This window comes from Chitinasiproducens palmae (assembly GCF_900095735.1).
Classification (GTDB): domain Bacteria; phylum Pseudomonadota; class Gammaproteobacteria; order Burkholderiales; family Burkholderiaceae; genus Chitinasiproducens; species Chitinasiproducens palmae.
The window spans coordinates 238705-259823 of record NZ_FNLO01000001.1; the positions used below are offsets into that span (position 1 = coordinate 238705).

18 protein-coding genes are annotated in these 21119 nt (G+C 64.9%); 8 read left to right on the forward strand and 10 right to left on the reverse strand.

Features of this window, described 5'->3' with window-relative positions:
• Positions 1 to 51 precede the first annotated feature (51 nt).
• From BLU54_RS00780 to BLU54_RS00805, 6 genes are all read right to left on the reverse strand, one after another.
• Positions 52 to 1212 carry a porin gene (locus tag BLU54_RS00780; RefSeq protein ID WP_091903582.1) on the reverse strand — a complete coding sequence of 387 codons (1161 nt, stop codon included), beginning with the start codon at positions 1210 to 1212 and terminating at the stop codon, positions 52 to 54.
• Positions 1213 to 1412: 200 nt separating this feature from the next.
• Positions 1413 to 2186, reverse strand: coding sequence for an ABC transporter ATP-binding protein (locus tag BLU54_RS00785; RefSeq protein ID WP_211435275.1), 774 nt, complete (start codon positions 2184 to 2186; stop codon positions 1413 to 1415).
• Positions 2176 to 3009 carry an ABC transporter permease gene (locus tag BLU54_RS00790; RefSeq protein ID WP_091903585.1) on the reverse strand — a complete coding sequence of 278 codons (834 nt, stop codon included), beginning with the start codon at positions 3007 to 3009 and terminating at the stop codon, positions 2176 to 2178. The genes BLU54_RS00785 and BLU54_RS00790 overlap by 11 nt, the downstream gene beginning before the upstream one ends.
• A complete protein-coding gene (locus BLU54_RS00795) occupies positions 3006 to 3986 on the reverse strand; it encodes an ABC transporter substrate-binding protein (RefSeq protein WP_091903587.1) in 981 nt (326 codons plus the stop codon). Before BLU54_RS00795 ends, BLU54_RS00790 begins: the two co-directional genes overlap by 4 nt.
• Positions 3987 to 4031: 45 nt before the next feature.
• Positions 4032 to 4940, reverse strand: a complete 909-nt coding sequence (locus BLU54_RS00800; RefSeq protein WP_235837732.1) for a TauD/TfdA dioxygenase family protein — start codon at positions 4938 to 4940, stop codon at positions 4032 to 4034.
• 38 nt (positions 4941 to 4978) lie between these two features.
• A complete protein-coding gene (locus tag BLU54_RS00805; protein WP_091903591.1) occupies positions 4979 to 5779 on the reverse strand; it encodes a sulfurtransferase in 801 nt (266 codons plus the stop codon).
• Between the two features lie 309 nt (positions 5780 to 6088).
• Here BLU54_RS00805 and BLU54_RS00810 point away from each other — a divergent pair, with 309 nt between their 5' ends.
• The 6 genes from BLU54_RS00810 (at position 6089) to BLU54_RS00835 (ending at position 13437) form a co-directional block, all read left to right on the forward strand.
• Positions 6089 to 7492, forward strand: coding sequence for an MFS transporter (locus tag BLU54_RS00810; protein ID WP_091903593.1), 1404 nt, complete (start codon positions 6089 to 6091; stop codon positions 7490 to 7492).
• A 68-nt stretch (positions 7493 to 7560) separates the two neighbouring features.
• On the forward strand, positions 7561 to 7815 hold the full coding sequence (locus BLU54_RS00815) for a hypothetical protein (RefSeq protein ID WP_091904450.1): 255 nt from the start codon (positions 7561 to 7563) through the stop codon (positions 7813 to 7815).
• Positions 7808 to 8719 carry a MarR family transcriptional regulator gene (locus BLU54_RS00820; protein ID WP_091903595.1) on the forward strand — a complete coding sequence of 304 codons (912 nt, stop codon included), beginning with the start codon at positions 7808 to 7810 and terminating at the stop codon, positions 8717 to 8719. Before BLU54_RS00815 ends, BLU54_RS00820 begins: the two co-directional genes overlap by 8 nt.
• Before the next feature lie 381 nt (positions 8720 to 9100).
• Positions 9101 to 9592, forward strand: coding sequence for a sigma-70 family RNA polymerase sigma factor (locus BLU54_RS00825; protein WP_407919384.1), 492 nt, complete (start codon positions 9101 to 9103; stop codon positions 9590 to 9592).
• Positions 9593 to 9667: 75 nt separating this feature from the next.
• Entirely contained in the window at positions 9668 to 10789 is a 1122-nt protein-coding gene (locus tag BLU54_RS00830; RefSeq protein ID WP_091903600.1) for a FecR family protein, read from the forward strand.
• Positions 10790 to 11145: 356 nt separating this feature from the next.
• The gene (locus BLU54_RS00835) at positions 11146 to 13437 is read left to right on the forward strand and encodes a TonB-dependent siderophore receptor (RefSeq protein ID WP_170844961.1); all 2292 of its coding nucleotides are present in this window, start codon (positions 11146 to 11148) and stop codon (positions 13435 to 13437) included.
• A gap of 16 nt (positions 13438 to 13453) precedes the next feature.
• On the opposite strand, the gene BLU54_RS00840 is transcribed toward BLU54_RS00835, so the two are convergent.
• Both BLU54_RS00840 and BLU54_RS00845 read right to left on the reverse strand, forming a co-directional pair.
• Entirely contained in the window at positions 13454 to 14923 is a 1470-nt protein-coding gene (locus BLU54_RS00840; RefSeq protein WP_091903604.1) for an N-acyl-D-amino-acid deacylase family protein, read from the reverse strand.
• Positions 14924 to 14948: 25 nt separating this feature from the next.
• Positions 14949 to 16259 (reverse strand): MFS transporter, encoded by a 1311-nt coding sequence (locus tag BLU54_RS00845; RefSeq protein ID WP_091903606.1) that lies wholly within the window; start codon positions 16257 to 16259, stop codon positions 14949 to 14951.
• Positions 16260 to 16417: 158 nt separating this feature from the next.
• Here BLU54_RS00845 and BLU54_RS00850 point away from each other — a divergent pair, with 158 nt between their 5' ends.
• Positions 16418 to 17323 (forward strand): LysR family transcriptional regulator, encoded by a 906-nt coding sequence (locus BLU54_RS00850; RefSeq protein ID WP_091903608.1) that lies wholly within the window; start codon positions 16418 to 16420, stop codon positions 17321 to 17323.
• Between the two features lie 186 nt (positions 17324 to 17509).
• Here the strand turns inward: BLU54_RS00850 and tdh are convergent, their stop codons facing one another.
• The gene (tdh, locus tag BLU54_RS00855; RefSeq protein ID WP_091903610.1) at positions 17510 to 18538 is read right to left on the reverse strand and encodes an L-threonine 3-dehydrogenase; all 1029 of its coding nucleotides are present in this window, start codon (positions 18536 to 18538) and stop codon (positions 17510 to 17512) included.
• Positions 18539 to 18550: 12 nt separating this feature from the next.
• Positions 18551 to 19750, reverse strand: coding sequence for a glycine C-acetyltransferase (locus BLU54_RS00860; protein WP_091903612.1), 1200 nt, complete (start codon positions 19748 to 19750; stop codon positions 18551 to 18553).
• A gap of 119 nt (positions 19751 to 19869) precedes the next feature.
• Between BLU54_RS00860 and BLU54_RS00865 the strand changes: the two genes are divergently transcribed.
• Positions 19870 to 20511: a helix-turn-helix domain-containing protein gene (locus BLU54_RS00865; protein WP_091903613.1), complete on the forward strand. Its 642-nt coding sequence runs from the start codon at positions 19870 to 19872 to the stop codon at positions 20509 to 20511.
• Positions 20512 to 21119 lie beyond the last annotated feature (608 nt).

A 21119-nucleotide genomic window follows, 5' to 3' on the forward strand; every position in this document is an offset into this window, starting at 1 on the left:
TCCGCCGCCGAGCGCAACTCGCCGTGCCGCCGTCCGCCTGCGACCTCTTTCTCAGAAGCGATGCCGCAGGTTGAGCCTGACCGCGACCTGGTTGCTGTTGCTCGACGCGGTCAAACTTGCGATGTGCGCGACCGCAGCCTTGCCGGTGGAATCGGTGCCGGTCGCGCGTTGCCAGACACCGACCAGACCAATATCGGTGCGTTTCGAAAGCGCATAGTCCGCACCGAGGTTCCACTGCATGTACCTTGCGTCCTCGGCCTTGGTATAGATGAAGGCGACGCCGGTCAACAGGTTGGCGGTCAACTGATAGCTGCCGTTCAGTTCGCCGGTGTTGAACTGTGCGGTTCCGCCACGGAACGGCGTGCTGGCAGTCGTCAACACGTCCTGGTAACGCGTGTTGGTATAAATCGCGTTGACCCGTACCTGCGAGAACCGCGCATTCGCGCCGACCGCGATGATCTGCAGTGTCCGCGCGGATGCATAGCCACTATAGATTGGGCTGGTCACCGGGCTGGTGTAGCCGGCCTCGCCCGGCAGCAGCGTGCCACCATATGCCGACACGGACGGATCCCGCATGTTCAGATAGCCGGCGCTCACGCCTCCGAGCCGGCTTTGCCATCCCGCGCCCACGCTCAGGGCGCGCTCGCGCGCAAACGAGCCCGCCGCGCCGCCCGGCGCGAACATCGCCTTGAACGAAAAACCGTTCCGGGCGGGGCTCGCGTATTGGACCGAATGATTGAAGCGGATCGTCGACTGCATGTTGTCGACGTCGCCGGGGTGCGCACCGGTCCAGCCGGCCCATTGCAACGCGCTGCTCAAGGTGCCGACGTATTGACTGAGCGGCTCGTATTGACGGCCCGCCGTGACGGTACCGTAGGGCGACGCCAGGCCGACGCTCGCCGTTCGTCCGAACATCAAGCCGCCCTGTCCCAGCTTGCCTGTCGATGCATCGAAACCGCTTTCCAACGTGAAGACGGTCCGATAGCCGCCACCCAGGTCTTCGGTGCCGCGCAGGCCGAAGCGGCTGGTGTTGGTGGCGCCGGTGGTCGCCTGCAACGCGGCGCCGCCTTTCTGATTGTTCGTGTAGACCAGGCCATCCTCGATGATGCCGTACAGGGTCACGCTGCTTTGCGCGCGTGCCTGCATTGCGGGCAGGCATGACAGCGCGACGACAGCATATGCGACGTGTCGATGGGTGCGATTGTTTTTCATTGTGGTCGGGAGGGCGAGAGCGATGCCGGCTTACTGGACGCGGCCGATTGCGCCCGATTGCGCCCGATTGCGAGCGGGCGCGGCGTGGGAAAGCAGTGCTTGAAGCGGTAGCGGGCGGCGGAGCGCGGCAGAGGGTGGCAGAGGGTGGTAAAGGGCGGTAAAGGGCGGCCCCACCCGCTGCCAACGAAAGCCGCGGCCGGCTATTCGAGCGCCTGCATGATGCGGCGATGCACCTGGAACAGCGCGGGGTCGTCGGGGTCGCGCGGACGCGGCACGTCGACGTCGATCGACGCGCGGATCTGCCCGGACTGGCGGCCGATCACATAGATGCGGTCGCAGAGGAACGCCGCTTCGAGCATGTTGTGGGTGACCAAGACGCCGGTGGGACGATGCTCGCGTTCGGCGACCCACATGTCCTGCAACAGTTCGCGCAGTTTGCGGGCGGTCAATTCGTCGAGTGCGCTGAACGGCTCGTCGAGCAGCAGCACGTCGGGGTGCACGGCGAATGCGCGTGCGATCGCGACGCGCTGCTTCTGCCCGCCGGACAGGAACTGCGGGTAGGCGCGCCGATGGCTCGTGAGCCCTACCTTGGCCAGCAATTCGGTGGTGGTCGCCTCGCGCTCGGCCTTGGCTGTTGCGCGTTGACCCGGCTCCAGCGCGCGATCGAAGGCGATCGCGATGTTTTCCTCGACCCGCAGCCAATCGATCAGACGCGGCTGCGGAAACACCACGCTCAGTTCCGGGGCGACGTGGGTGTCGCTCGCGCCGAAGCGGATCGTGCCGGCCGATGGCGCTTCCAGACCGGCGATCATGTTGAGCAGGGTGGACTTGCCGCAGCCGGACGGTCCCACCAGCGCCACCAGCTCGCCGGCGGGAATCTGCATGTCGATGCCGTCGAAGACGGTCACGCCGTTGCCGTGCGAGGAGCGCGCGAATGTCTTGCGGACCCGTTCGATCGCGATACTACTGCTCATGTGATGCTCTCTTCTTCCAACGATTGGCATGGCGCTCGATGGGCGCGAAGATCAGGTGTTCGACCACCAGCATCGTCGCCCAGAAGGCGACGGTCCACGCGATGACGCCTTCCACGTTCTGCGTGCTGAATTGTGCGTTGAGCTGATAGCCGACGCCGTCCGACATGCCGAAGATCTCGACCAGCACGATGACCTTCCAGGCGATTGAGAAGCCGACGCGCGTGCCCGGCACGATGAACGCGTACAGCACCGGCAGCCAGATCTTGCGCAGCACCGTGGTCTTCTTCAGGCGGAACACGTGCGCCATCTCGACCAGTTCGCCGCTCAGGGACTGGATGCCCTCCTTGACGGAGATCACGAGAGAGGGCAGCACGCCGAGCGCGACCGAAATGACCGGCGACCAGAGGCTGGTACCGAACCAGATCACGCACAGCAGGGCCCACACCAATCCTGGCACGGTCAGGCCGAGCGTGACACCCGGCTCGACGAAACGGGACAGCATGCGCGAGCGTGCCGTGGCGATACCGACCGGCAACGCCACGGTCAGCGCGAGCAGGAAGCCCAACGCCATGCGTCCGAAGGTCAGCCAGATCTGTACGAACGCAGTACCGTTCTCGGTAATCTCGACAAGCTGCGCGTAGATCGCGCGCACGTCGGGGACCAGCGGCGAATCGAGGCGACGCGCCATGGCCTCCCACAGCACCAGCAGCACCAGGAAGTAGAGCACGGCCGGCAGCAAGCGCGCGGTCACCAGCCGCAGGCTGGGCGTGCGCCGCCGCAGCGCGGTGGGCCGGATCAACGACGATTTGACAGCATCGCTCATGACAGTTGCGTATAGATCTTCCTACCCGGTCGCTTCGGCAACATGCCGAGCGAAACGGCCGTGTCGATCTGGCGGTCGATGGTGGCGAACGTCTTGCTGTCCCAGGTCGTCGCGTATGCATCCGCCAGCCGCTGCGGCAAAAGCGCTGCGGCGGCCCGCTCGCTCGGCTTGAAGCCGATCTGCGGCGCGATCTGCGCAAGGGTCTGCGGGTGCTGGTGCACATAGCCGTTCACCGTCACCAACATCGCAGCGATGCGCTGCGCGGTCGCGCGGTTCGCGTCGAGCCATCGTTGGCTGGCGGCGAGACCGACCAGGAATGGCGACGTCTGTTCGCCGGTCGCGTGCTTCCAGATGTCCGCGACGCGCGCGATCTCTCGCGCGCCCTGCGCGACCAGACGACTCGCGGTCGGCTCCAGCGTGACGATCGCCTCGACGTCGCCACGCTGGAAGAGCGCGAGGTTCGCCGTTGGCGAACCGTGGATCACCTTGAAGTCCTTGCGCAGGTCCAGACCGTCCAGATGCGCGGCGATCAGTGCCTGTTGCCATGTCTCGCTCGTCTCCGCGGTCGATGCAATCGTCTTGCCGCGCAGGTCGAGAGGCTTCTGGTAGGGACTGTCGGCCCTCACCAGCCAGCGGCCGTGATTGTTCAGTGCAGGCCCGAACAGCACGATGTCGCTGCCTTTGTTGGCGAGCGTGGCCAGCCCCACCGCCCCGAACACCCCGACATCGAGGGAACCGGCAGTCAACTGCACTTGCATGCTGCCGGGGTCGGCGGTGACCCATTGCAGATTCAGTCCCTTATCGAAACCGTTCTGTTGGATCAGCGGGCGCCAGGCCGAGCCGGCGCTGCCGGTCGACGGCAGCGTAATGCGGATCGGCCGCTCCGCCGAACTGGCTGCGCCGGCCGCCGGCGTTTGGCCGGCCGCGCCAACCAGGCCAAGCGCGGCAAGCCCCTTGAGTGCTTCACGGCGATTCATCGTGACTCCGATTCGATTGGAAGGAACTATGGCTTGCGAACGGGCCTATTCGACCACCGCGCGAAGCAGGACCCGGTGCCCGGAGCCGTAGTCGCCAACGCCTCGGTGCTGTACCACCCGGTTGTCCCAGATGAGCGCCGAGCCTTCTTCCCACCGGAAGCGCGTCAGAACTTCCGGCGACTTGATGAGATCGAACAGGATGCCGAGGATGTTCTGGCTGGCGACCCGCGACACGCCAAGGATCCGCTGCGTGTACAGTTCGTTGACGTAGATCTGTTTCTTGCCGGTGTCCGGGTGGACGCGGATCAACGGCGTCTTGATCCAGGGGTAACGTGCCTTCTGCCTCGCCAGTTCGTCCGCGTCTCGATAGGCAAGCGTGAGGAACCCCATCGTCTCGACGTCCTGGACGACATACAGCGTTTCGAGATACTGCGCGAACAGCGGGTCGAGCAGATCGTAGGCGGCTTGGGCGTTGCTGAACACCGTGTCGCCGCCGTAAGGCGGTACTGTCTTCGCGAACAACATCGTGAAGCGCGGCGGCTCCGCACGAAACGCCTGGTCGATGTGCCAGATGAAGTTCATGCGCGTCTTCTTGATCTTCGAGTCGATCGTGTTGACGTTCGAACTTTCTTCCGCAACGGGCGTGTACGGCGTGCCGGTGTATTCAGAGCGGCCGAACAACTGAACCAGATACTTGAAGTCGTTCGCCGACACGGTGCCCGGCTCGAACGCGAGGAAGCCGTAGCGGTTCAGGCTCTCGTTGAGAAACTCACGCGTTTCGCCTGTCACCGTCGTCGTGCCATTGATGCGGAAGCCACGCACGGTTGCGCCGACGACAGGTGAATACGGCTCGAGCGAAATGCCGAGCCGGGCCTCGCCCCGATCCCGGTAGCTGCTCTCCGGCAGCAGGCGTTGTTGCAGTAATTCGAAATCGTCGTCGACGAGGGTTGCCACAATGTCTCTCCAAAGAATACGGCGGGGGCGGGCGTGACTCAGGTCGCCGAGACTTCCACCGGCAAGTCCTTCAATCCGCTCCATTCGCTCCACGAACCCTGGTACACGCTCGCCCGTGTGAAGCCGGCGCGTTGCAAGGCCAGCCAGGTACGCGAGGCGCGCGGGCCGCTGCCGCAGTAAACGATCACCGGCTCGTCGCGTGCGATCGGCAGCGCTGCGAACCGTTCGATGAGCGTTTCGGCATCTTCGATGCCGCCCTCGCCGCTCACTTCGCGACGGCTGTCCCAGTGCCGGGCTCCCGGGATATGGCCACTTCGGACGGGGTGGGGCAGCGTGCCGTGATAGGCATCGGCGTCGCGCGCATCGACGAGATGCGCGCCGCCGTGACCGATGTCGGCCGCGATCCGGGCCGATGTCGCCAGCTGCTCGTGACGGAATTCGAAGCGTGCCGCGATTGCAGTCACCGCGGGAGCTTCGTCGGTCAGCCGCGCGGGATCCACCTTGGCGAATGCGCCGTTGAGCACCGTTACCCGGTCGAGACCGGCAAAGGAGAGGGCCCAGGCGGCTCGCGCGACCGTTCCGTCGAGGGTGTCGCCATAGACCAGTACCGACGCGTCACGAGCGACACCCAGCGTTGACAGCAGCCAGCGCAGCCGCGCCTCGAATTGTTGCACCGACGCCGCATCCGTCTTTGGCAATGCAAACAGCGTGGCGTCGACATGTCGGGCGCCCCGAAGGTGTGCGTGCCAATACGCATCGGGCGCGCGCAGATCCAGTGCAATGGTGTCTTCCGGGAGGTTGGGCAGTGCAGCCGCGGCGGAGAAACTGATCTGAGTCATGAATGGAAAAAGAGTCGGCCAATTGTTTCAACGACTGCTTTGACGCCGGCGCAGTCGTTTAAGCGAAACAGGTAAGTACACTAACCATGTTGCGACTGCATGCAAGCGCTCGTGCAGCACATCTTAGGCGAAAGCAGCGTAGGCGCTTATCTCGATTAAGCCGAAGCAATGCGAGAAAACGCATTTGTCTCCGGGCGCTGGGAGGGCAGAATCGCGTAGCGTCCGCCCCGACGCACGTTCGCTCCGACGCAAGTCGAAACAGCGCGACGTACTTCATAGATAGTTAGCGTACGAAACCATTCGAACCGCATGTCTGACGCCAACACGAATTTCCGTCCGCTGTCGCTCCTCGTCGGCAGCGCCTATTTCATGGAGCAGCTGGACTCGACGATCATTGCGCCGGCCGTGCCGGAGATCGCGCAGGCGCTCGGTGTCGGCGCCCTCAGCCTCGATCTCAGCATGACGGTCTACCTGCTCTGCAGCGTCATATTCATTCCCCTCAGCGGCCTGCTCGCCGGGCGATGGGGCACGCGCGCCACATTCCGCGGCGCCATGCTGGTGTTCGCACTCAGTTCCGCCATGTGTGGCTTTGCGCCGACTCTGCCGGCGCTGATTGCGGCGCGGGCAGTGCAGGGCTTCAGCGGCGCGCTCATGGTGCCGGTCGGACGGATCGCGATCGTGCGGACTGCGCCGCGCGCGCAGCTGGTGCTGGCACTGGCATGGATGATCACCCCTGCGATGCTCGGCCCCCTGTTTGGCCCGCCGTTGGGCGGCTTGATCTCGACATTTGCGTCCTGGCGCTGGATTTTCTGGATAAATATTCCGATCGGACTCGTCGGCTTCGTCCTCGCCGGCCGTGTCGTGCCGCAAATCGTCGAGGAGGACGACTCGCCGTTCCACCTGTGGGAGTGGCTGAGCCTTGGCGTAGCGCTGGCCTCCCTCGTCGCCATGCTGGAAATTGTGCGTCATCAGGCAATCCCGGGCGCGGCCTATTTCGGCCTTGGCGTCACCTTCGCGTTGTCGACAGCGTGCTACATCGCCGCGGCGCGCCGCAGCCGACGCCCTTTGCTGGACTTCGGTCTGCTCCGCTTCCAGACGTTCAAGACTTCGTTCTGGGCGGGCAGTCTGGTTCGGGTGGGTTATGGCGCGCTGCCCTTTCTGTTGCCGCTCATGCTGCAGATCGGTCTGGGTTATTCCGCCGTGAAGAGCGGTGCGGTGCTGCTCGCGAGCGGCGCCATCGCCTTCGTCACGAAGACGCAAACCACGGGACTGTTGCGCCGTTTCGGCTTCCGAAGCGTGCTGATCGTGAACGGCGTGCTGTGCTCCGCTGCGCTGATGGCTTGCGCGGCGTTCCGTGCCGAGTGGGGCTTCACCCTCATCGCCGTGATCGTGTCGGCCGGCGGCTTCTCGCGATCGGTCCAGTTCAATGCGCTGGCCGCCATCGCCTACGCGGATCTACCCGCCAGCAAGGTTTCGCCCGCGACGACGCTCAACACGGCGGCACAACAGCTGGCCGTCATGCTGGGCATTTCGATCGGTACCGTTATTGTCGGCGTGTCCGCCCAACTGGGCATGCGCGCTCAGCCTGTCGCGGCGGACTTCTCGCATGCATTCGCGGCGATCGGTTGCGTCGCGATGCTGAGTGTCGTCTTTTGTCTTCGCCTGAGTGCGCAGGCGGGGCACGAGCTCAGCGGGCACGCGGCGCGCCGCTGAAAAATGCGCATGTCACGCCTGAATGCGTTAATGTTGGCGCTCGTTCCCATCCCGAAATGTTTGCCATCATGCCAACGTCTCCTGCCGTCGAGCGCGCGCGCGTCGTGCGCCTCGCCGATTCCCTGCTGCTGAGCCTGCCCGCGTCGGTCGTTGACGCGCTGGACTTGCGGGATGGAGACGAGCTGGAAGTCAGCCAGTGCGCAACGCACGGTTTCCAAGTTCATCGCGCGACACACCAGGGCAGCCTCGAACGCCTGCGTCGCTTCCGAGGCCGCCTCCCGGCGGGATTTTTCGCGCGCGTCGACGGCGACGCTCATGGCTAAGACTTTCGTCGACAGCAGCGTGTTGCTGCATCTGATCGATGCCGACAGCCGGAAGGCCGACCTCGCCGAACAGATTGTTCGGGAAGGGGTGACGGTGACGCCGCAGGTGATCGCAGACACGATACAGGCGCTGCAAGGCGTCCTGCGCATGAGCTGGCCGGACATCGACGAATTCGTTCAGTCGATCGGAGTGCACACATCGCTGCATCAGGTGTCGGAGGCGACGGTGGCTGCCGCCTGCGTGGTGGCTAAACGCACCTCGCTCGCGTATAACGACGCCTTGCTTGTCGCCGCCGCCGAACACGCGGGATGCCGCGTCCTGTATTCCGCACGCCTGTCCAATGCTGTCGATACCGGTGTTGACGTGCGTGTCGCCAACCCGTTCCTCGACACGGGAGCCCCGACCGGGGCGCGCCGGAGCAAAGGCGGCGGTCGCAAGACGCCGAAGGCGCGCCTGGCGCTGTTGTACGCGCGGCCCGGTTTCCTGCTGCGCCGTGCGCATCAGATTTCGGTCGCCATCTTCGAAGGGGCTTGTGGCGGTGTCGGCATCACGCCGGGCCAGCTCTCGGTACTGACGGTCCTCAGTGCCCGGCCCGGCGTCGACCAGGCGACGCTGTCTCGTGCCATCGGCCTGGACAAGGTCACGACCTCCCATCTCGTACGCGCGCTGGAAGCGCGCGCATTGCTGACGCGTTGTCCTGCCGACGGTCGTCGGGGCGTCGCGGTTGCGTTGACCGAGGCCGGCGAAGCGCTGCTCGACCGGGTCGATCCATGCCTCGACGCGGGCTATCAGCAGTTGATGTCGGCCCTCGACGCAAGCGACCAGATGCAGCTGATCGCGTTGTTGAACCGTCTGAACGCTCGGCTCGACGACAGGGCGCGCACGCCTTTCCACCCGTTGTAGCTGCACTGGGGGGTGCTGCGCCGCCGTCGCTGCGCCGCCTTCAATGCGACGCAAACCGCCCATGCCGACCGCACGGTTCGGCGGCCGTGTTGGACGTGCCGGTGTCATCAGCGTCATCAGCGTCAGCGCGGCACGCGAGGCAGCTTGCAGCACGCGATGACGTGTCGAAGCCAGGCCCATGCGCGGACGGGCGAGGCGCGATCATCGGGCGTACCAACGCTACCGACAAAGAGGGCACGCGCAGAAAGTTGACCCGCGACGCAAAGTCAATGATAATCATTATCGTTTATCCCAAATTTCGATAGGCGCGCTTGCACGCGCGCGGAAGGCGGGTCCCGAAAACCCGTCACGTCCGTGGTCGAACGCTACTACCGAGAATTGTTGCGGTTCCTTTCCCGACTGGTGGGAGACCGCGACGCCGCCTCGGACATTGCCCAGGAGAGCTACGTCCGCGTTCTTTCCCTGCAGGACGCGGGAACGCCCATCAGCGATCTGCGCGCCTTGTTGTATCGTACGGCGCGCAACCTGGTCGTCGATGCCCACCGTCGCGCGACGGTACGCGCAAGTCATTTCGACAATGCCGAATGCGTCGACGAGCCGGTTGCCGACCAGGCCGGCCAGCCCGAGCAGATCTGCGCGTCGTTGCAACGCACCAAGGCGTTGATCGCGGCAATCGAATCGCTGCCACCGCGCTGCCGCGAGGCGTTTGTCTTGTTCAAGTTCGACGAGTTGACTCACGCGGAGATCGCGGCGCGGATGGGCATCTCGCGTAACATGGTCGAGAAGCATGTGATCCGCGGCATGCTTGCCTGTCGGCAGCAGCTTGCTGCGTTCGACGGTGCCACGAGCACCGACGCGCCTATCGCCAATTGAAAGCAATGAATCAGCGTCCACCGATGTCAGGTTTTCGCGTCGTCGCGCGTCTTCATCCTTATACGCGCTGACACTATGACGATGCCGAGATCGACCCCGGGTGACGAACTGCCGCCGGATGGCGAACGAACTCACAAGGACGCGCCGCCGTCGGCGCACGGGGCGCGGGCCGATGCCGCAGCCGCGATCGACGCGCAGGCGGCAACCTGGCTGGTCAGCCGTCAGGGCAGCGTGAATGCCGCGGACGAAGCGGCGTTTCAGCGCTGGCTCGAGCACAGCGCAGTGCATCGCTCAGCTTACGATCGCATCTGCGAGGCCTGGCAAGCGCTCGATCGCGTGCCACGGCATGAGATCGAGCGGCTGCGCGGGAGGTTCGCTTCGACCGGCACCGACGCCGGCGACCACTTCCGGCATGAGGCCGTATCGCTCGCACGACGCGCGCTCTTGCCGCGCGTCGCAATGGCCGGTAGCGCGGTGGCGCTGGTCGGTGCCGGCGTGATTGGATGGCGTCATTGGCAGCAAAGTCTCGTGTTCGCGCAGGACTATGAAACTGGCCGCGGCCAGTTTCGTTCGGTCACGCTGGCGGATGGCAGCGTGTTGCAGCTTGATACCGGAACCCGGCTCGAGGTGCGCTTGTTTCGGCACCGGCGCGAAGTGCGGCTGCTGAGGGGACAGGCCATGTTCACCGTAGCCGCGGACCGGCAGCGTCCGTTCGACGTACTGGCGAGAGCGGTGACGGTGACCGTGCTCGGGACGCGCTTTGCCGTTCGTTGCACGGAGACCGGACTCGACGGCGGCAATGTCCGCGTTGCAGTGGAGGAGGGCCACGTGCGCGTCGGCGCCGGGCAGCCGGAGGGCGCACCGCGAGCCACTGTCGAACTCTTCGCGGGCCAGACGGTGGCGACCGATGCGAATGGGCGCTTGCTCGCCGCCACATCCATGCCGCCGGCCCGTGTCGCGACGTGGCGCGCGGGGCGCCTCAACTTCGATGACACGACGCTGGTCAGCGCGTTGCAGGAATTCGCGCGCTACGGAGCGGTCAACGTCGCCGTGCACGATCCCGCTGTGCGTGCCATGCGGTTGACCGGTAGTTTCGAGATCGCGCAAGTGGGTCGTTTCGTGCAGGCGTTGCCCCGCGTGCTTCCGGTTCGCCTGCGACAGCGCGGCGAGACGGTGGAGATCGTCAGGGCCGGATAAGTCCTGCCTTGCATGCGGTCTCCGACCGGCCCGCGCGGCCGCGTGCGCTCGCGTTGCCGCGCCCCTCCCCGCTGTCTCCCCGCTGTCTCCCCGCTGCCTTCGCGCTGTCTTCGCGCTGTCTTCGCGCTGTCTTCAGGCTGCCGATCAGATTTTTTCAAGACGGCATGTCAGGATTCGGATCGGCGATGCGTCTTCCTCAGTAGTGGTTCTCATTTCGCTACCTGTTGGAGATGTCGTTGATGTTGTTGCCCCGCCTTCCGCTAGCCATCCTTACGGTCGCCGTTGTTTCCGCCGTCGCAACACTTGCGGCGCCCAGCGCGCGCGCCGAGGTGGCGCCCGCACTTGCCGCGGGACCGGTGAAGACATTTTCCATCGCCGCGCAACCGCTTGGCAGCGCATTGACCGAGCTCGCCCGGCAGGCCGGTGTGCAACTGCTCGTCAAGCCGTCTCTGGTAGCCGGCAAGGCGGCGCCCGCGGTCGAAGGACACATGACGACGGCGCAGGCATTGGCCAAACTCCTCGCCGGCAGCGACCTGGTTCCCGAGCTACAGGCAGACACGCTGACGGTGAAGCCGGCGGCTCCAGCCCCGGCGGCGGAACGGACCGACGACATGCTGCCCGTGGTCACTGTGGCGGCCAGCAACGAACGCATGCAGCTGCCGACCGAAAAGACCCGCTCCTACACGATCGACTCGACCACCGCCGGCAGCAAGATCGCGCTGTCGCCGAAGGAAACACCGCAGTCCGTGTCGGTGCTGTCACGTGCCGAGATGGATGACTTCCACCTGAACGGCGTGAACGACGCGCTGCAGCACGTGACGGGCGTGACGGTCGATCAATACGAGACGGATCGGACCGACTTCAACTCGCGTGGCTTCCAGATCACGAACTTCCAGTTCGACGGTGTCGGCCTGCCGTTGATCTACCAGTCGCAATATGGCGACATCGAGATGGCGCTGTACGACCGCGTCGAGGTGCTCCGCGGCGCCGATGGCTTGAACGCGCAGACCGGCAACCCGTCGGCCACCGTCAACCTGATCCGCAAACGTCCGACCTATCAATTCCAAGCGTCCGGCAACGTGTCCTACGGGTCATGGAATACCAAGCGCGTCGAGGCGGACATCTCGGGGCCGCTCAATGCGGCGGGTACGGTCGCGGGTCGTCTGGTCGCGGTTCATCAGGACGGGCATTCGTACATCGATCGCTACAAGCCCAGCAAGGATGTCTTGTACGGTGTGATCGAGGCGAGCGTCACGCCCGACACGCTGGTGACCCTGGGCTACAGTTATCAGCGCAATCGGTCGCCCGGCGCGCAGTGGGGCGGACTGCCGTTGCTCGACGCCGACGGCAGACAGATGTCCTACGGCGTGGGAACCAGTCTGGCGCCGAGCTGGGCCTATTTCAATACGGAGGAGCAGCGCGCTTTCGCCGAACTCTCCCAACAGCTCGGCGCTGGCTGGAAGTGGAAGACGTCCGCCGTCTACAACGATATAACGAGTACCGCGAACATCTTCTATCCGCTCGGCAGCTTGAACGCGGACGGTACGAGCGGCTTCAGTTCATATACCTCGTGGTGGAAGGAGTCGAATCGGCAACTCGTCCTGGATACCAATGTGTCCGGTAAGTTCGATCTGTTCGGGCGCAGCCACGACCTGGTCGTCGGCGCGAACTTTTCCCGCTCGGAACTGAGCAATCCGTCGCGCGAGGGAGATACCGACTATTCCGACGTAAGCTACGCACAGTTGCTGGCGGGCACGTTTCCGAAGCCTGTCTTCAACGGCGATATCCTCTACACCCATTATCTCGACGTACGCCGCTCGCTGTACGCGTCGTCGCGATGGAACCTGAGCGATCGCGTTAAGCTGCTGCTCGGCATCAACTACACGCAGGCCGGCAGCAGCGGGGATGCCAGCGGCACCAGCTACGCGCAGCAGTCGTCAGGGTCCGCGCCATACGTCGGCCTGACTGTCGACCTGACGCCGCAGGTCACCGCGTACACGAGTTTCACGAAAATCTTCAATCCGCAGTACCAGCTCGACATCAATTCATCGTTGTTGGGACCGGCGCGTGGTCAGAGTCTCGAAGCGGGCATCAAAGGCGCATTTCTGGACAACCGCTTGAACGCGTCGCTGGCGGTCTATCGGATCCGGCAGACCAACATCGCGACCGACGCTGGTTTGAATCTCGCGACCCAGCAGGAGTACTACACGGCAGGCAATGCGACCTCGAAAGGCATCGAGGCGGAGGTGTCGGGACGGCTGACCCCGGACTGGAACGTGAGCGCGGGCGCGACGCTTCTGCGTATCGTCGGCGACGACGGGCTGTCAGCGCGAACCTTCATTCCACGCAAGGCGGCGCACCTGTCGACGACGTACCGTGTCCCGGCCTTGGAGCGGAAGCTGACGGTCGGCAGCAGCGTGCGCTGGCAGAGCGCAACGCGTTTCGAACTGGCGGGCGAAGGGACGGCGCGGCAGAATGCCTATGCGAGCGTCGACTTCATGATGCGCTACGATGTCGATCGGCACTTCAGCATCACCGGCAATCTGAACAACGCCTTCAACAACAAGCATTTCGCGACACTGGAATATGACCGGGCGCTGTACGCCGCGCCGTTGAACGGCAGCGTCACGCTGACCTGGCGCTATTGAACGGCCGCGTGGGCGGCTAGGCGGGGCGGGCTGCGACGGCCTTCTCCCGGCGACGCAGTATGCAGCCGGGGCGACGTCCGGTGTGGCTGCCGCCGGTCCACGTCACGCTGCCGTTGGTCAGGACGTGGTCGATGCCGGCGCTCGCTCGCTTGGGCGCGCGATAATCCGCCAGGTCGCCCACCGTTACATGATCGAACACGACCAGGTCCGCCGCGTAGCCCTCGATGACGGCACCGCGGTTCGTCAGGCCAAGGTTCGTGGCGGTCAGGCCGGTCATCTTGTGGACGGCAGTCTCGAGCGGAAACAGGCCCAGGTCGCGGCAGTAGTGCCCCAGCACGCGTGGGAACGTACCCCAAAGGCGTGGATGCGGCTTATCGGTGCCCGGCAGCCCGTCCGAGCCGATCATCGTGTCCGGAAACCGCATGATGTTCCGCACGTCGTCTTCCGATAGCAGGAAATAAATCGCCGAGCCCGGCTGCAGCCGCCGTGCCGCCTCCTGCTTGCCGACCCGCCATTGCAGCGCGATGTCGTCCAGATCGCGACCGGCATGCTCCGGGTATGGCTCGCTCGTCACGATCAGGACGCGTCCATCCAGCATATCCGGATCCGTACTGATCATCGTGGAGCCGGCATCGTAGGGATAACAGTCGAGACATATGCCCTGCCTCTTCATCGCTGCCGCGATCATCGGCAGCGTCCGCGCCGAGCCACCGAAGTTGCGCGGATTGCCGATCTTGTGGTGGGAGATCAGGACCGTCACGCCCAACGCCCTGCCTATCTCGAAGGTCTCCTCCAACGCCTCCTCGACCCGATCGGACTCGTTGCGCATGTGCGAGACGTAGAGCGCGCCGTGCTCCCGCAACGCGCGTCCCACTGCAATGACTTCGGCCGTCGGCGCCGCGCTCGCGGTCGGGTAGGCCAGCCCCGTGGACAAGCCGAACGCTCCTTGTTCGAGTGCTTCGTCGAGCATCTGCCGCATCCGGTCGATTTCCTCCGGCTCGGCGGCGCGGTCCAGGCGCGCCATTGCGCAAGCGCGCAGGCTCGAGTGTCCGACGAGAGGCACGACGTTGACCGAAGAAGGCGACGCACGCAGGCGTGCCATGTAGTCGGCGAAGGTGCCGAAGCGTAGACCCGCTTCGGCAAGCAAGCTGAGCGGCATCGGCAGTTCGGCGCGTGCGGGCAAGGGGGCCGCGCTGACTCCACAATTGCCGGTGACCACGGTTGTCACTCCTTGGGACACTTTCGCCGGCATCTCCGGCTCGTGCAGCACCGCCTGGTCGTCGTGCGTGTGGACGTCGATGAAGCCGGGCGCGACGATCCGGTCGCGGGCGTCCAGCGTCAGACGCCGTGGTGCGGTGGTCAGGTTGCCGATGGCCGCGATGCGATCGCCGATCACCCCGACGTCGGCGTCATAACGCGGCGTGCGCATGCCGTCGATAACGGTGCCGCCGGCGATCACGATGTCGAACAGGTTGGGGACGTTCATGGTCTGCGTGTGCGTTGGAGACGTGTCAGATGGGACGACCGGTCTGGTCCTTCACGAACAACAGGGCGACGGTCGACACCAGGATGCAGGCGATCGTGTAATACGCGGGCGCCAGGTTGCTGCCCGTCACGTGGATCAGCCAGACCGCACTTGCCTGTGCGAAGCCGCCAAAAACCGAGACGCCGACGCTGTACACGATCGACACGCCACTCGCCCGGATCCGCGCGGGAAACATCTCCGGAATCATCGTGATGCTCGGCGCCGTGGTGAGTGCCGACAACGCGCTCAGGAAGGCGACAGCCAGGATCAGATTGCTCGGGGTCGGCGCCTCGCCCAGCCAGCGGAACGCCGGATACAGCACGATGACCAGCGCCAGGCGCGAGTACAGAATGACCGTCTTCCTGCCATGGCGGTCGGACAGCCAACCGGCCAAGATCGAGCCGACGAACACGACCGCGCCTGAGGTCATTGCCGCGGTCAACGCATTCGCTGGCGCCATGTGCAGCACACTGATTGCGTAGGTCGGCATGTAGAAGGTGACGATGTTCGCGCAGACAGTGCTGCCGATCACGAGCAGCGTGCCGAAGCACAGCTTGCCGATATGGTCCCGCAACGCCGACAGGATGCGATGGTCCGCAGGTCGGCGCACCGCCTGGGCAGGCGGCGCTGGCGCCGCGCCGATGTCCAGTTCGCGCGCTGACGAACGCAGGAAGAGTGCGACAAACGCAATCAGCACGCCGAGCAGGAAAGGCACGCGCCAGCCCCATTGCGCGATCTGTTCGGGGGAGAGGGTGCGGTTGATCAACACCGCCAGCAGGGCGCCCAACGTCACGCCCAGTCCCTGGCTCGCGAAGGTCAGGCTGCCGAACAGACCCCGACGGGCCGGCGCGGCCGCTTCCGCCAGGATGGTGGTGCCGGCGCCGACTTCGCCGCCGGCGGAAATCCCCTGCAGAACGCGTCCGACGATGATGAACAGCGGCGCCATGCTTCCCGCCGTCGCGTAGGTCGGCGCCAATCCGATCACGGCGCAGCCGAGCGCCATCAGCAACACGGTAGCCATCATGGCGGATTTGCGGCCGCGCCTGTCCGCCATCGACCCGAAGATCAGGCCGCCGAGCGGCCGAATCACATAACCCATGCCATATGTGACGACCGACAACAGCAATTGCATATAGGGCGACAGGGACGGGAAGAACAGCTTGCCGATGACGATGGCGAAAAAGCTGTACGCGGTGTAGTCGAAGAACTCCAGCGCACTGCCGACGCTGGTCGCCACGACGAGCCGCGCCGTCCGTGGCGGGTGAGTGTCCCCGATGTCCAACGTTGCAGCACGCATCTGGCTCACGAGCGATCTCCGGACGGACCGGTCGCGTCGGTCTTTGTGTTCGATTTGCGGAGTGTGCTAACGTCAAATTTCCACGGGAAGACAACGAACCGCGTGTTCTCGAGACGAAAAGTTGTCACCCGTCCAGGGCGACGTCCGACCGAAAAGCGATGAAACATCAGCACCTGCAGTTCTTTCTGGCGATGGCCGAGCACGGCAGCATTCGCGGCGCCGCGCGCGCGCTCGGGCTGACCCAGCCAGCCGTGACGAAGACCGTCCGGCTGCTGGAGCGGGAGCTTGGACTGCCCCTCGTGCAACGCACGATCAACGGCGTGGTCCTGACGGAACACGGCCATGCGCTGCTGCGCCACGCGCAGCGCGTCGACACCGAAATGCGCCGCACCGCCGACGCGATGGCCGCGCGCCGCGAAGGGGACGGAGGCAGCGTCATGGCAGCGGTCAGTGCCTCCGCCGCGTTGACGCTAATCCCAGCCGCGCTGGAACGGTTTCTGGTGCGCCTGCCGCGCGCGCGTGTCGCCATGATCGAGTCTTCGCTGAAGACCGCGCTGGATCGACTGTTCGATGGCAGCCTCGACCTCGCGGTGTTGCAGTTGGGGCCCGGCGAGTTCCCGGATCACATCCAGACCATCAAGCTGTTCGATATCGAACAGCGCATCGTGGTGCGGCGCGACCATCCGATGCGTAGCGCGAGGTCGTTGCCCGAACTGATGGCCTGCCGGTGGGTGGTGCCGCAACATCCGCAGTGGCGCGGCGTGTTCCCGACGCCAAGCTTTTGGCCGACTTCCATGCAGCCGCCCGCGACGGTGGTCGAGTGCTCATCGCTGACGATTGCCACGGCTCTGGTGCGACACGCGGACTTCGTCAGCGTGCTGCCAGCCCTCTCGCTGACGAGCTTGCCAAGCGACGCCGACATCGTCGCGTTGGCGATCGAAGAGCCACTGCCGTCACTGCGGATGTCGATCGTCTACAACGCCGACACGCCGGCGACCGACGCGTCCGACGCCTTCATGAAGTGTCTGGTCGCGGCGGCCGCGGACTGGCAGCCCGAGGCATGACGGCCGTGCGGTGGCGGCCAAAGGGGCGCACGACGCTGCCATCGCGCCCGGGTTGCGCCCGGGTCACGCCTGGGCCGGGCCTCCGTTGGGCTTGCATTGGGCTCGCGTTGGGCCTACCGCCAGAAGATTTCCAGGCAAGCTTGAGCAACCGGCCGCCGGGCCAACTGCGGGCTTGCTGGATGACCGTCAGACGGTCCAATCCAGAATGATCTTGCCGCTCTCGCCGGACAGCATCGTCTCGAAGGCCTGGCGATACTCGCTTATCGGGAAGCGATGCGTCAGCATCGGCGACAGGTCCAGGCCGCTCTGCAGCATCGACACCATCTTGTACCAGGTTTCGAACATCTCCCGGCCATAGATGCCCTTGATTTCGAGGCCCTTGAAAATCACCTGGGTCCAATCGATCGCCGTTTGCGACGGCGGAATGCCGAGCAGCGCGATCTTGCCGCCGTGATTCATCGCCGCCAGCATGCCGGTGAACGCGCTGGGCACGCCCGACATTTCCAGCCCGACGTCGAACCCTTCGGTCATGTGCAAGTCGGTCATGACCTCGGACAGCGCTTCGCGCGCCACGTTGACGGTACGCGTCGCGCCCATCTTGCTTGCCAGGTCGAGTCGGTAATCGTTGACGTCGGTGATGACGACGTTCCGCGCGCCCACGTGTTTCGCAATCGCCGCCGCCATGATGCCGATCGGCCCCGCGCCAGTGATCAACACGTCCTCGCCGACAAGATTGAACGACAGGGCGGTGTGGGTCGCGTTGCCGAACGGATCGAAGATCGCGGCGAGATCGTCGGAGATATCCGGTGGAATCTTGAACGCATTGAACGCGGGAATCACCAGGTATTCCGCGAACGCGCCCTCGCGGTTGACGCCGACGCCGATGGTGTTGCGGCACAGATGGCGACGGCCCGCCCGACAGTTGCGGCAGAAGCCGCAAGTGATGTGCCCTTCGCCCGACACCCGGTCGCCGATCTGGAAGCCGCGAACTTCCTGGCCCAGGCCGACGATCTCGCCCACATATTCGTGACCGACATGCATCGGCACGGGGATCGTGCGTTGCGCCCAATCATCCCATTTCCAGATGTGGATGTCGGTGCCGCAGATGGCCGTGCGCGTGATGCGTATCATCACATCGTTGTGGCCGATCTCCGGAGTCGCGACATCCGCCAGCACCAGCCCCGGACCACGTTCCTGCTTGACGAGCGCCTTCATGGTGATCTCCGCTCAGATGACGCCCAGGGACCGGCCGACTCGTGCGAACGCCTCGACGGTCGAATCGATCTGCGCGAACGTGTGTGCCGCGCTCATTTGCGTGCGAATGCGGGCGCGCCCCTTCGGAACGACCGGGTACGAAAAGCCGATCACGTAGACGCCTTCGTCGAGCAATGCGTCCGCCATGCGAGTGGCGCGCTGCGCATCGCTCAGCATGACCGGAATGATCGGATGGTCGCCCGGCACCAGGTCGAAGCCGAGATCGCCCATCGCGCGGCGAAAACGCGCGCCGTTGGCGCGCACCTGCGTACGCAGACGCGCACCCTCCGGGCTGGCGAGCAATTCCAACACCTTGAGCGTGGCGGCCGCGATGCTCGGCGCAAGCGTGTTCGAAAACAGGTAGGGCCGGGACCGTTGGCGCAGCAATGCCACGACTTCCTTGCAAGCGGCGACGTAGCCGCCGGACGCGCCGCCCAGCGCCTTGCCGAGCGTGCCTGTGATGATATCGACGCGCGATAGCACGCCACAGTGCTCCGGCGTGCCTCGCCCATGCTCGCCGACGAATCCGACCGCGTGCGAGTCGTCGACCATGACCAGCGCATCGTAGCGGTCGGCGAGGTCGCAGATGCCGCGCAGATCCGCGATGATGCCGTCCATCGAGAAAACGCCGTCGGTCGCAATCAGCTTGAAGCGCGCGCCGGCCGCATCCGCTTCCTGCAGGCGGGTTTCCAGATCGGCCAGATCGTTGTTGCGATAGCGGTAGCGTTTCGCCTTCGACAGGCGCACGCCGTCGATGATGCTGGCGTGGTTCAGTTCGTCGCTGATGATTGCATCGTGGTCGTCGAGCAGCGTCTCGAACAAACCGCCATTCGCGTCGAAACAGCTGGAATACAGGATGCAATCCTCGGTTTGCAGAAATGCCGCCAATGCGTTTTCGAGGTCCTTGTGAACCGTTTGCGTGCCGCAGATGAAGCGTACCGATGCCATGCCAAAGCCGTCGCGATCGAGGCCCTGCTTGCTGGCTTCGATCAATCTCGGATCATCGGCCAGGCCGAGATAATTGTTCGCGCACAGATTGAGCAACGGCGTTCCATCCGCCAGCCGTATTTCCGCCGCTTGGGGCGTCGCAATGATGCGTTCCGACTTGTGGAAGCCGTCGGCGCGTATGGTGTCGAGCGTGGCGCGTAGATGTTTGAGATATCGATCGGTCATGACACGGATCCGGTGGCAACGGGCGAGCGGCGGCGGCACTTCCGAACCGACGCTGAAAGTATTAATATATCGAACTCGCGTTCGGTATGTCGAACGAACTCTAAGGGATAGGAAGCCAGATGGCAAGCGCAGCATCGCGCCGCAAGACGCAGCCGAAGGACATCGCCACCGAGCGCGCCGGGATCGACGCGGTTGCGAACGCCGCAGTGACCGCGCCCCCCCGCGTGGGTGAGCAGATCGCGCGCTTGCGTGGTGCGCGCCGTATGACGCTGGACGAGCTTTCGCGTGCCGCTGGCGTGTCGAAATCGATGCTGTCCGAAATCGAGCGCGACAGGGCAAACCCGACCATCGCGGTGGCCTGGCGGCTGACCAATGCGCTGGGTGTCGGGCTGGACTACCTGTTCGCGAATCCGAAGGCGCCTGAGGCGATCTCGGTGTCATCACCCAGCGAGATGCCGACGCTGAGCGGGCCAGACGGCAAATATCAGCTGCGGGTCTGGGGGCCGATCGATCTGGCCGGAAAGTTCGAATGGTACGAACTGACGATCGAACCGGGTGGTGCCCTGACGTCGAACGCGCACGAGCCGGGCACGCGCGAGCATCTGACCGTGCTGCAGGGCAGTCTCGAAGTGGAGACCGGCAGTAACAGCAAGCGACTGCGCGTGACGGAAACGGCCCGTTACGTCGCCGATGAACCCCATGTCATCCGGAATCCCGGCAAGGCTGCCGCCAAGGCACTGCTCGTTGTGGTACATGGCTGAGCAGGCGGCACGCAGCCAGCGGCGGCGAGCACGGTGGCTGGTGACCATTGTCGAATGGCTAAGCAGCAGCGCAGCGCCGCTGCACGTGCTCGGCCTTGCGGAGCCGTGCGGTGATGCGGCAGCGGATCAGGAAACCGCGATTGCCGGGTTGCCGATCGCGACCGATGTTCAGCGCCGACCGCCGACCGCCGATCGTCTTCCGACGTTCGGCACGCCGCTCAGCGATCCGCATAATGGAGCGATCGACGCGTCGCGCGCCATGGCGCCCATGCCGCTGACCACGCTGCGCGCCCTGCCGCCGACGGCCTTTCTTGAACTGCGTGAAGTCGGTGAAGCGGGTGACGAGGCGGTGAACGGGCTGACTTGGCGGGACCGCACGGTCGCGATCACGTGTTCGAATGCTGTTCGGGTGCGCCGTGTCCTCCCGAGCGACGCACGGCTCGTCGCACTATGCTGTCGCAGGCACGGGCGACGGCGACTGGCATCGTACGCTCAACGCGATGGTGACATCGGCCTGAACGCCTGGCGACCGCATGCGTTCGGCTGCCCGATTCGGTGCGGCGTCGGTCTTCGGGCGTCAGCAGTTGATGGCAGCGAGCGCGAGCTGC

What these genes read in the sequence shown, in the direction of transcription:
- BLU54_RS00795 (WP_091903587.1), bottom strand. Translation starts at nt 3,986, where the DNA reads ATGAATCGCCGTGAAGCACTCAAGGGGCTTGCCGCGCTTGGCCTGGTT.
- BLU54_RS00860 (WP_091903612.1), bottom strand. Translation starts at nt 19,750, where the DNA reads ATGACCGATCGATATCTCAAACATCTACGCGCCACGCTCGACACCATA.
- BLU54_RS00845 (WP_091903606.1), bottom strand. Translation starts at nt 16,259, where the DNA reads ATGCGTGCTGCAACGTTGGACATCGGGGACACTCACCCGCCACGGACG.
- BLU54_RS00780 (WP_091903582.1), bottom strand. Translation starts at nt 1,212, where the DNA reads ATGAAAAACAATCGCACCCATCGACACGTCGCATATGCTGTCGTCGCG.
- BLU54_RS00810 (WP_091903593.1), top strand. Translation starts at nt 6,089, where the DNA reads ATGTCTGACGCCAACACGAATTTCCGTCCGCTGTCGCTCCTCGTCGGC.
- BLU54_RS00850 (WP_091903608.1), top strand. Translation starts at nt 16,418, where the DNA reads ATGAAACATCAGCACCTGCAGTTCTTTCTGGCGATGGCCGAGCACGGC.
- BLU54_RS00865 (WP_091903613.1), top strand. Translation starts at nt 19,870, where the DNA reads ATGGCAAGCGCAGCATCGCGCCGCAAGACGCAGCCGAAGGACATCGCC.
- BLU54_RS00840 (WP_091903604.1), bottom strand. Translation starts at nt 14,923, where the DNA reads ATGAACGTCCCCAACCTGTTCGACATCGTGATCGCCGGCGGCACCGTT.
- BLU54_RS00815 (WP_091904450.1), top strand. Translation starts at nt 7,561, where the DNA reads ATGCCAACGTCTCCTGCCGTCGAGCGCGCGCGCGTCGTGCGCCTCGCC.
- BLU54_RS00830 (WP_091903600.1), top strand. Translation starts at nt 9,668, where the DNA reads ATGACGATGCCGAGATCGACCCCGGGTGACGAACTGCCGCCGGATGGC.
- BLU54_RS00820 (WP_091903595.1), top strand. Translation starts at nt 7,808, where the DNA reads ATGGCTAAGACTTTCGTCGACAGCAGCGTGTTGCTGCATCTGATCGAT.
- tdh (WP_091903610.1), bottom strand. Translation starts at nt 18,538, where the DNA reads ATGAAGGCGCTCGTCAAGCAGGAACGTGGTCCGGGGCTGGTGCTGGCG.
- BLU54_RS00790 (WP_091903585.1), bottom strand. Translation starts at nt 3,009, where the DNA reads ATGAGCGATGCTGTCAAATCGTCGTTGATCCGGCCCACCGCGCTGCGG.
- BLU54_RS00805 (WP_091903591.1), bottom strand. Translation starts at nt 5,779, where the DNA reads ATGACTCAGATCAGTTTCTCCGCCGCGGCTGCACTGCCCAACCTCCCG.
- BLU54_RS00785 (WP_211435275.1), bottom strand. Translation starts at nt 2,186, where the DNA reads ATGAGCAGTAGTATCGCGATCGAACGGGTCCGCAAGACATTCGCGCGC.